Source organism: Streptomyces sp. YS-3, from assembly GCF_045257485.1.
Lineage (GTDB): Bacteria > Actinomycetota > Actinomycetes > Streptomycetales > Streptomycetaceae > Streptomyces.
In genome coordinates, this window is sequence record NZ_JBJHPC010000312.1 from 1 (window position 1) to 8,572 (window position 8,572).

Here is an 8,572-nt window from a genome sequence, read left to right on the forward strand (position 1 = left end):
GTCCCCGCCCGCCCCGTCCACATGACGCAGACCGGGATGCACCATCCCAAGAAGCGTCGACACCCCGTCCTCGAACACCTGTGGGTCCCGGGCGAGTTCCTCCCACCGCGACCATCTCCCCATGTCGGCAGTGTGCTGCAAACATGGGCCACCGCGCTGGCAAATGCCCCTAAGCCTGCCACGTTCCTAGCCAGGTCCGCCGAGTTGCGGCCCCTCATGGCAGACTCGGTGCCCCGCCTGTTCAACATCCTGCTTGACGCTCTCCAGGTACAGGAAGTCCGAGGGGGTTTGCGGTACGAGGCCGTGAGACCCCGACGATGTCCTGGTGCGCCAACAGCGTGCGCACGAGGTCGGAGCGTCAAATCCGGGGCGCCATCCGCTTCGGCACGAGGGCGGTCGAGCAGTCACAGACGCCCCTATAACGGGGGGTCGGTCGAGACCGTCCTGACCAGGTTGAAGACCTCGCGGGCGGCGTATCGCTTGAGGCATCGGATGATCTCACGCCGGGTCTTGCCCTCCCGGGTGCGGCGTTCGTAGTACGCCTTGGTGCGCGGGTCGTGGCGCAGGCGGGTGAACACGATGCGGTGCAGAGCGGCGTTTGCCTGTCGGTCGCCGCCGTGGTTGAGCCGGTGCGAGCTCCGGCCGCCCGAGGAGTACTCGATGGGGCTGACTCCGCACAGGGCGGCGAAAGACGCTTCGGTGCTCAGCCGCTCGGGATTGTCGCCCCTGGTGATCAGGAGCGTGGCAGCGGAGTCCGGGCCGATACCCACCGGCGCGAGCAGCTGCGGGGCATGGCGTTCAACGAGCCCGGCAGTCGCTGATTCAGCTCGTCGATCTGCCCGGTGAGCTGCTCGATGCGCTGAGCCAGCATGCTCAGCGTCATGCGAGTGGCCTCGGCTACAGGGTCCTCATCGCTCCCACCGGCCTCGCCCTCGCGCGGGCTGAGGCGTGCGCAGGTGCGGAACAGTGCGCGGTTGCCCAGGCTGGACAGTCGCTCCCGCAGGGCCGGGTCGGCTACGACCAGGACGGCCTTGAGCTGGTTGATCGCCTGAGTGCGCGCCTTGACCGCGGAATCCTTGGCAATCTTGAACATCCGGGCGCTCTGCACCGGACCGTCGCCGGTCTTGGCGCGAGCCCTGGCGCGACCATTGAGCACGGCCCGCGCGGCGGCCTGAGCGTCGAGCGGGTCCGACTTCCCGAGCAGCCGACGAGCCGAGCGGTCGGGCCGGTTCACCTCGAACACCACTACCTGCTGCGCCAGCAGGTAGCGCGACAGGCCCGCACCGAAGGTACCGGTGCCCTCCACTCCGGCCCGGCGCACCGTGCCTAACTTGCGAGCCCAGGCGAGCAGCCGACGGTAGCCGACCGCCGTAGCCGGAAAGGACTTGATGCCCAGGGTCTGGCCCAGCGAGCAGACCACTGCGGCGACATGAACTTCTCCGTGCGTGTCCACACCCAGGACGACCTCGCCCCCGGCGGGCGGGCCTGTGCTGGTTGGAAGAGGTGCTGCGCTGTCTGATCGTCATGGTGGTCTGCCTCCCGCGTGGTGATGTGCTGGGTGGCCGGCACCTGCCGGTCGGGCGGTCTGAACCATGATGGCGCCTGAAAGACGGCAAGGCCCCTATTGGGACACGCCCTGTGGCTCGGTGACAGCAAGCACCATCCACAACGGCAGTCGACATGCCCGTGACAAGACACTTCGGTCAAAAAAGTCATGAGTCAGACCCCGTCCGGAACAGTGCTACGCAACCGTCCCACTGCCCTCAGCGCCACCGCATGCCCCGACCGCTCCCGAGAGACTTCGTCCGAACCGGCACCGAACCTGCTCTGGACGGGACAACGATGAGTTGACTCTCCATCCGCCCGTGACCGGAATCGACGGACTGCCCAGTGGCCCGCCCTACCAGCTGCCCCTCGCAGACTTCCTCCCGCTCCTCCACCAGGTGGCCGGTCCCGGCCGCCGGCGTGCGAGCACTGGCGGCTCGCCCCCACTCGATGTGCGGCGGCATCACACCGCAGGGCCATGCCCCCCAGCGGCACATTCTCCCGACAGGCGAACAGTCCGGAGATAGCCACTCTCAGGGGCTGGCGCACCACGTTGGCGAAATCGACGGACAGGGCGACCACGACCGGGCCCTTGGGAAATGTCCCGACGAGTGCCTGGGGCCTTGTCGGCTCAACACGGGAACCCGCCTCTACGACGAGGATACGGCGACCACAATCCGCCAACGTTCGCCGGCATCCTCTCCGGTGACCGGACTAATCAGAGCCCGTGAAGCATCCTGAACCACCGGCATCCACCGCAACGGAGCGTCGGCCGAACCTGGTCCAAGCCGAAAGAGCTGCAGCACAACGGCTTGCTTCGTCCAGTCGGCCACTCGCTCACGCGCCGTACTGACGCACCTGGCGAGATCCCGCCGCGCGGTTGCGACAACTGCCCATGATCCGCCCGGAGTTGTCAGTGCCCCTTGGTACACACAGCTTCAGGGCCGCTGGGTGCGGCCCGTGATCACGGGAGGGGAGCCCGCCATGTCGAAGCCGCCCGCCGGCTATCACCACGTTCGCGCCCACATCCGCCGTAACCCAGGACCGCGCGGTGCGCGCCGGATGTCCGGCTGGCTGACGGTCGGGCTCATCGCCCTCGCCGTCCTGTGGGTCAAGTTCTTCGGGCTCGGCGACACTTCCGCCAACACCCCGACCGAGCAGCGCCCCACGCCGTCCGTCTCTCAGCCCGCGCCGTCCCGCGGATGAGCCGCCGACGCCGGCTGCGTATCCGCCGCCCGCGCGGACCCGCCGAACTCGCCGCCGCCGGCCTCACCTTCGCGGCGGGCACGGCCTTGCTGCTGCCTGGGCTACGCGTCCTCCTCGGTGCCCTCGTCACGCACTGGCAATGGCCGTCGCTCATCCTCCTTGTCGTCGCTGGAGCCGGGGCGCTGCGCGCGGGCCTCGCCCGGAGCAGACAACGCCGCGACCGTGTCCGCCGGGTGGGTCTGTCCTTGCGGGCGGAGCAGCTCGACGCCATGGACGACCCCGCTTTCGAGGAGGCGCTGCGCGACCTGATGATCCGTGACGGCTGGCGTGCACGGCGGGTTGGATGAGGTGGCGACCAGGCCGCCGACGTGACGGCCGAGCATCCGCTTCTTGGACGTGCAGTGCTCCAGGCCAAGCACACCCGCACCGGCGCCAAGGTCGGCGCTCCCGTCCTGTACCCGGTCAACGGCACCGCCGGTCCCGTGCATGGCGCGCAGCATGCGGTGGTCGTGACCAACTGGGGCTTCACTCGCGATGCACGGGCCTGGGGTGCGCGCCACCACATCCACCTGGTCAACCGCGAACAGCTGCACCAGTGAGCCCAGGACGGTGCCGCCCTGCACGAACTGCTCGCCCTGCCCACCCGTCCGCGCCGCATGCTTCGCCGCGCCGCCTGATCCCACAGCCTCGTTCCAGCTCTTCAACGCGCCCTGGAGGGTGGTCATGTTCGACGAGGACGGCCGTCTCGATCCGTTCCTGAAAACACTGCTCTACGGCGTCTTCGCCCTCGCACTCGGCAAGATGCTGTGGAAGTGGCTGACCGGCGCCGCCGTGGCATGGATACTCAACGGACCCTGGGCATGGCTCACCGGCCATCCCTGGTGGGCCGCCCTCATCTGCGCCGGCGCGCTGGTGACGCTCGTGGCCGCAGCCAGAGCCGTACTCGCCGTACTCGGCTTCGCCGGCGCCTACGCCGGACCCCTGCCTGCCACCCCACCCGCGCTGGAACCGGACACGGCCGACGTTGGCGTGACCTTCCGCATGCGGGAGCTGGCGGCCATGAGCCCGACCGAGTTCGAGCAGGCGTGCGCCGAGCTCCTGGTCCGTGACGGATTCACCGACGTCCAGCGCGTTGGCGGAGCAGGGGACCTGGGCGCCGATGTCCGTGCGGTCGACAGCGACGGCGACCTCGTCATCCTCCAGTGCAAACGCTACCGCGCACGGGTCACCTCCGGGCACGTGCAGCAGTTCAACGGCACCGCGCGGCCCCACCACGGCGCCGACGTGGCCATCATGATCGGCCTGGCCGGGTTCACCGAGCCCGCTGCCACGTTCGCACGCCAGCACCACATCACCGTTCTCGGCTGCGCCGAGATCAAGAAGTGGGCGCATGGCACCCACCTGTACCAAGCCGTCCACGTCCTCACCTGACGTGCCTCCACCCGCCCGTCGGACACAGCCGAAGGAGAATCCTGCCCATGCCCCCTGAACCACGAGGACAGACCGCAGCCTGGGCGAAGTCACTGGGCTGCCTGATACTCCTGATCCTCATCCCCCTGATCGTCTGGATCCTGGTGTCCTTCCAACACTCGGGCGCAATCCCCTGGTAGACGCCGCTGCACCCGCACGCCAGACTCCCAGGCACACTCGCCCGCCAAGTCGAAGACGACACCGCGCTGATGCCTGCGCCCCGTCCGGCACCTGCTCGGAATCACGACCCTGGCATCCCGATGACCGTTGGCAGCCACAGAAACGGAAAGCTCCGCCGTCTTAGCTGAGCGAAAGCGCAAGAATTCGACGCAGGAACAAAGAGGCATCGAATAATTCTTAAGATGAACAGGCATGCCGTTCACCGTCAAATGCTCGGAGCCTCATCTCACCACTCGAAAGAGGCATAGCCAGCATCGGTTACACGAGGACCCATCCGGGGAGAAGAGATGCGAACCACACCACAAGCCTATCGATCCCGAGTTGATTCACATGAGCAACAAGAGATTGTCGTCCGACGGTCCCATCAGCTCCAAATCCCCACGCCACACGGTCACTTACATCGGGGGGATGCAGGGAGTGCAACTTCGCCATGAACTAGCCATCGCCCTCTGCGAGCTACTCCTATGGGCCGAGCGTGAACAGGGGGCAGAAGGAGGACGCGACAAACGGGCGGATAGCCAGTGACTGGGCAAGAAGAGCCCCTGCGGGCAGACAGTTCCCCACAAGCAATCACACCGGGTATCGCCCGGTTCTCCGACCTGGCCGTCTCACCATTCGCGCTTCCAGCGTTTCTGTTGAGAGGCGATGTTCGTGTGGCGTGGATCGGCCGGACATCAACCGAGGAAAGCCAGGACCCTCGCCTTTCGCTAATTCGGCAGCTCCAGCGATGCAGGTCCGCGATCCCCGACACTTGGACCATCACATGCCATTTCTTCGACATCGAATCCGGCCGTCTGCCTTTGGGGGCACGCGGCCACGGGGCGGGCGCGGAGAAATTCGACATCCCGATCGCGCGCGACGGCGGCATCGCCGATCTCCTCCGGGAGGCGTCCAGCAAGAGCAGGCGGTTCGATGTCGCCATCTCTGAAAGCACGTCACGGATTGCCCGTGGAATGTTTGAGAGTCTGTCCATCGAGCGCACGCTCGAAAATTCGGGCGTCCCGCTATTCGCCTGGAATGAGTCGATCAGGCTTGACGGCGGCAGGTCGCAGCAGATCTTGCAGCGCCGGATCAACCAGTCGGTGGCTGAGTACGAGGTGTACAACGCGCTTGAGACGTCCTGGGGCGGCCTGTGCGCACACATCCGCGAGGGCTGGAACATCGGGAAGCCGCCGTACGGATACGCCGCCAAGAGGTACCGGAACCCGAATCCGGTCAAGGCGGACAAGGGGTCGATGAAGAGCCGGCTCGTGCCCGACGGCCTACGGGCTGAGACCGTGACACAGATCGCCTCCTGGCGCTACTTCGACGGGCTAGGGTACGGAGCTATTACAGATCTGCTGAATGCAGACCTGGAACGCTACCCACCCCCGCAGCCGCCAGGGGGTGTCCGCGCTCGCGGAGCCTGGGGGAAATCGACGGTTTGCGAGATCCTCAGAAACCCGAAGTACACCGGCTATCAAGTGTTCAATCGACGGGCTTCGCGCTCTAGGAGCGGGAAGGTAAACGACCCTGCGCTGTGGGTGTGGTCTCCCTGCCCTGTCCACGAGCCCCTGATCCCGAAGTGGATGTTTGACGAGCTTACCGCCCGCCGGCTGGCCCGACGATCCCCAAGTAAATCGCGACCATCCACCACTGCGGAAGTGCGATGCTACGTGCTGCGCGGCAGGGTGTTCTGTTTCTGCGGGCGGCGCCTTCACGGAAATCACCGCAAGGGCATTACCTATTACGTGTGTTGGCCGAAGGCGAACAACCGGGGGCGCCCCGACTCGTATGCCGGGCATCCAAGAGCTCGCTACGCCAATGAATCCAAGCTGTTCAAGGCCGTGGCAAGGCTGTACTCCGACCGCCTGCTCGGACCGCGTCACCTCGATCGCCTCACAGGAGAGCTGGCTCTCGCTGTCACCCCCGGCTCGCAGGCTCCCAGTGACTCAACACCACATCCCGAAAACCCATACTTTTCTGAAGCTCTGGCAGCGTTGCCACGGAATGCTCACACCGACCTCCTCGCTTATCTCCCCTTCCTGATCACCAATCTGGAGTCAGCGCCGAAGCCTCTCCTTCTCCGCTTGTTCCAGGTAACGAAGCTGGCTATTCGCCTGCCAGCCTCCGGTGACGTCTACTCTCTGTCACTTTCCCTTCCGGCCAACTACAGAATTACCGTCCCCTCGCGTCGCACTAGCTGACCTGCGCGTGATGGGTCTCCGCCTGGGGGCCGGGAACCGACCGCCAGCTGGACCCGCGGCATCCAGGACTGCTCATTGCAGCCTGTGGCGGCCGAGCCTGCGGGCTCGGCGCGGCGTTAGGGTCCGTCCCGTGAGCGAGAACGAGCACGAAGTGAAGATGGCCCGCCCGCGCATGGCAGCCGGCGCCCTCTTCTTCGACGACGCCGACCGGGTCCTGCTCGTCGAGCCGACCTACAAGGATTACCGCGACACCCCCGGCGGCTACGTCGAGCAGGGGGAATCTCCGCGTCACGCTTGCGTGCGGGAAGTCCACGAAGAGCTGGGCATCAGGCCCTTCGTCGGCCGCCTGCTCGTCGTGGACTGGGCGCCGAATCCGGGCGAGGTCGACAAGGTCCTCTACCTCTTCGACGGCGGCCGTCTCAGCGCGGACCACCGGCAGCAGATCGTACTGACGAGCTCCGCAGCTTCGGCTTCCACCACGCCGAACAGCTTCCGGACCTCACCATCCCCCGCCTTGTCCGGAGAATCGCTGCCGGCCTTCAGGCCCGGCTGACGGCACTACCCCGTATCTGGAGCACGGGATGGCGCCGGACACGGCGTCGTAGGTCGGGAGCACCGCCCGCTGTTACAGGAATCCGCATGGCACACATGCACATCCGACTACGCCGGCGAATTCCTCCAAGGACGCCTGGCCGCGGGGAAGCGGACCCAAGTACTGGATACCTGGCGGGTCACGACCCACGATGCGGAGGTGGCTGATCGCCTGGCCAGCCTCCAGTGTGGCCAGCCTATTCCCAATGAGAGTGGAGGGGATGACGCCTATATGGTGCTGGCGGCCCGCGAGGCCGTAGCTCGACCTGCTGATCGAGCTGCGCAACGGAGCAGCTCACACCGCTCCTGACAGCACCCTGGCCAAGGGGATGATCTCTCCCCTCGCGCGGACGGTCGCGGCGCTGCTTGGTGATCTCGGCAAGCCGCTGGACACCTTCTGGGAACGGTGGACGGACGCGGTCAAGGCCGCCGTCAACGAGCGGGAGGATCAGGTCTTCCGTGACGTCCAGCTCCGGACCGCCCAGGCCCGACACGCCTTCGAAGACCGGTTCGTCGGCCTTCCGGCGGAGACCAAGGAGGGCGCTCTCAAGGCGCCCCAGCCCCCGCAACGAGGAGTGGTTCGTCCGGCCGACGGAGTACCTGAAGGACGGCACCGTTGTCCTGAAGACCTCGGGTGGCGCATGCCCGGCTTGCGGCGGTCAAGGACTCCTCACGTTCGAGCTGGCCAGCCGGACGGCCACGAACACGCACTACTCCGCGAACGGCTTCGGCTGCTACCTGTGCAACTTCGAAGCGAGTGGGCCGGATGAGATGGCCGCCCTACGGAAGGCCAGCACTCCGCCGATGATGACCACGGTGTCCGTATCGCACGGGCCGACGCTTCCTCCTGAGGTGCTGAAGGCGCTGGACGAGGAAGACGCCTGATCCACCCCGAATGCCCCGGCTCCCAGAGTCGTGCCCTTCCCCATGTCCCGAACCGCGCCGGGTCCTCCTGCACACCCACCCGCGAGGGGGTCCCCTTGTTGTTCCCCGAGCGTGCTCAGAGTGGCTGCAGGAAAGGTGACACCGGCACCGACATCGGCAAGCTGATCAGCCCAGCGATCAGGTCGCCGCCGCGGTGGCCATCGTGCTCACAGGGCGGACGTACGCCAGCCCCTCACGCCCGATTGCTGGAGGCGACGTTCAGCAGCGGTCAGTGTTGACCTGGCGGTCTGCCGCCCTGGGCCGCCCGGGGACGGCACACGCTATCAGCGGAGCCGGCAACTCCCATTCCGGTCGGTGTTCGTGGTGCCGGGACGCCCTTTCCCCCATGGCTCTCCCTCAAGGCTTTCCCCACGGCGACGCGGGCCTGGCCGTATGGTGGGGCTCGGCATGCGGCGGGGCTCGTACCGGGCTCGGTGCGGTTCCGCCGCTCGACGGGGTGGGAGGGGGGT

The 8,572-nt window shown here is 66.7% G+C and carries 7 protein-coding genes and 1 pseudogene; 6 read left to right on the forward strand and 2 right to left on the reverse strand.

Annotation, left to right across the window (positions count from 1 at the left end; genetic code table 11):
* Nucleotides 1-416: 416 nt before the first annotated feature.
* The gene (locus tag ACJA3G_RS23105) at nucleotides 417-770 is read right to left on the reverse strand and encodes a transposase (RefSeq protein WP_406554941.1); all 354 of its coding nucleotides are present in this window, start codon (nucleotides 768-770) and stop codon (nucleotides 417-419) included.
* Nucleotides 734-1,453, reverse strand: coding sequence for a transposase (locus ACJA3G_RS23110; protein ID WP_406554942.1), 720 nt, complete (start codon nucleotides 1,451-1,453; stop codon nucleotides 734-736). Before ACJA3G_RS23110 ends, ACJA3G_RS23105 begins: the two co-directional genes overlap by 37 nt.
* Before the next feature lie 1,076 nt (nucleotides 1,454-2,529).
* On the opposite strand from ACJA3G_RS23110, the gene ACJA3G_RS23115 reads away from it, so the two are divergent.
* From ACJA3G_RS23115 to ACJA3G_RS23140, 6 genes and pseudogenes are all read left to right on the forward strand, one after another.
* The gene (locus ACJA3G_RS23115; protein ID WP_406554943.1) at nucleotides 2,530-2,751 is read left to right on the forward strand and encodes a hypothetical protein; all 222 of its coding nucleotides are present in this window, start codon (nucleotides 2,530-2,532) and stop codon (nucleotides 2,749-2,751) included.
* A complete protein-coding gene (locus tag ACJA3G_RS23120; protein ID WP_406554944.1) occupies nucleotides 2,748-3,098 on the forward strand; it encodes a hypothetical protein in 351 nt (116 codons plus the stop codon). The genes ACJA3G_RS23115 and ACJA3G_RS23120 overlap by 4 nt, the downstream gene beginning before the upstream one ends.
* 54 nt (nucleotides 3,099-3,152) lie before the next feature.
* Entirely contained in the window at nucleotides 3,153-3,350 is a 198-nt protein-coding gene (locus ACJA3G_RS23125) for a restriction endonuclease (RefSeq protein WP_406554947.1), read from the forward strand.
* A 124-nt stretch (nucleotides 3,351-3,474) separates the two neighbouring features.
* Nucleotides 3,475-4,182, forward strand: a complete 708-nt coding sequence (locus ACJA3G_RS23130) for a restriction endonuclease (protein ID WP_406554945.1) — start codon at nucleotides 3,475-3,477, stop codon at nucleotides 4,180-4,182.
* An 872-nt stretch (nucleotides 4,183-5,054) separates the two neighbouring features.
* Nucleotides 5,055-6,587 carry a recombinase family protein gene (locus tag ACJA3G_RS23135; protein WP_406554946.1) on the forward strand — a complete coding sequence of 511 codons (1,533 nt, stop codon included), beginning with the start codon at nucleotides 5,055-5,057 and terminating at the stop codon, nucleotides 6,585-6,587.
* A gap of 157 nt (nucleotides 6,588-6,744) precedes the next feature.
* Nucleotides 6,745-7,192: pseudogene (locus ACJA3G_RS23140) on the forward strand (NUDIX domain-containing protein).
* Nucleotides 7,193-8,572: the final 1,380 nt, after the last annotated feature.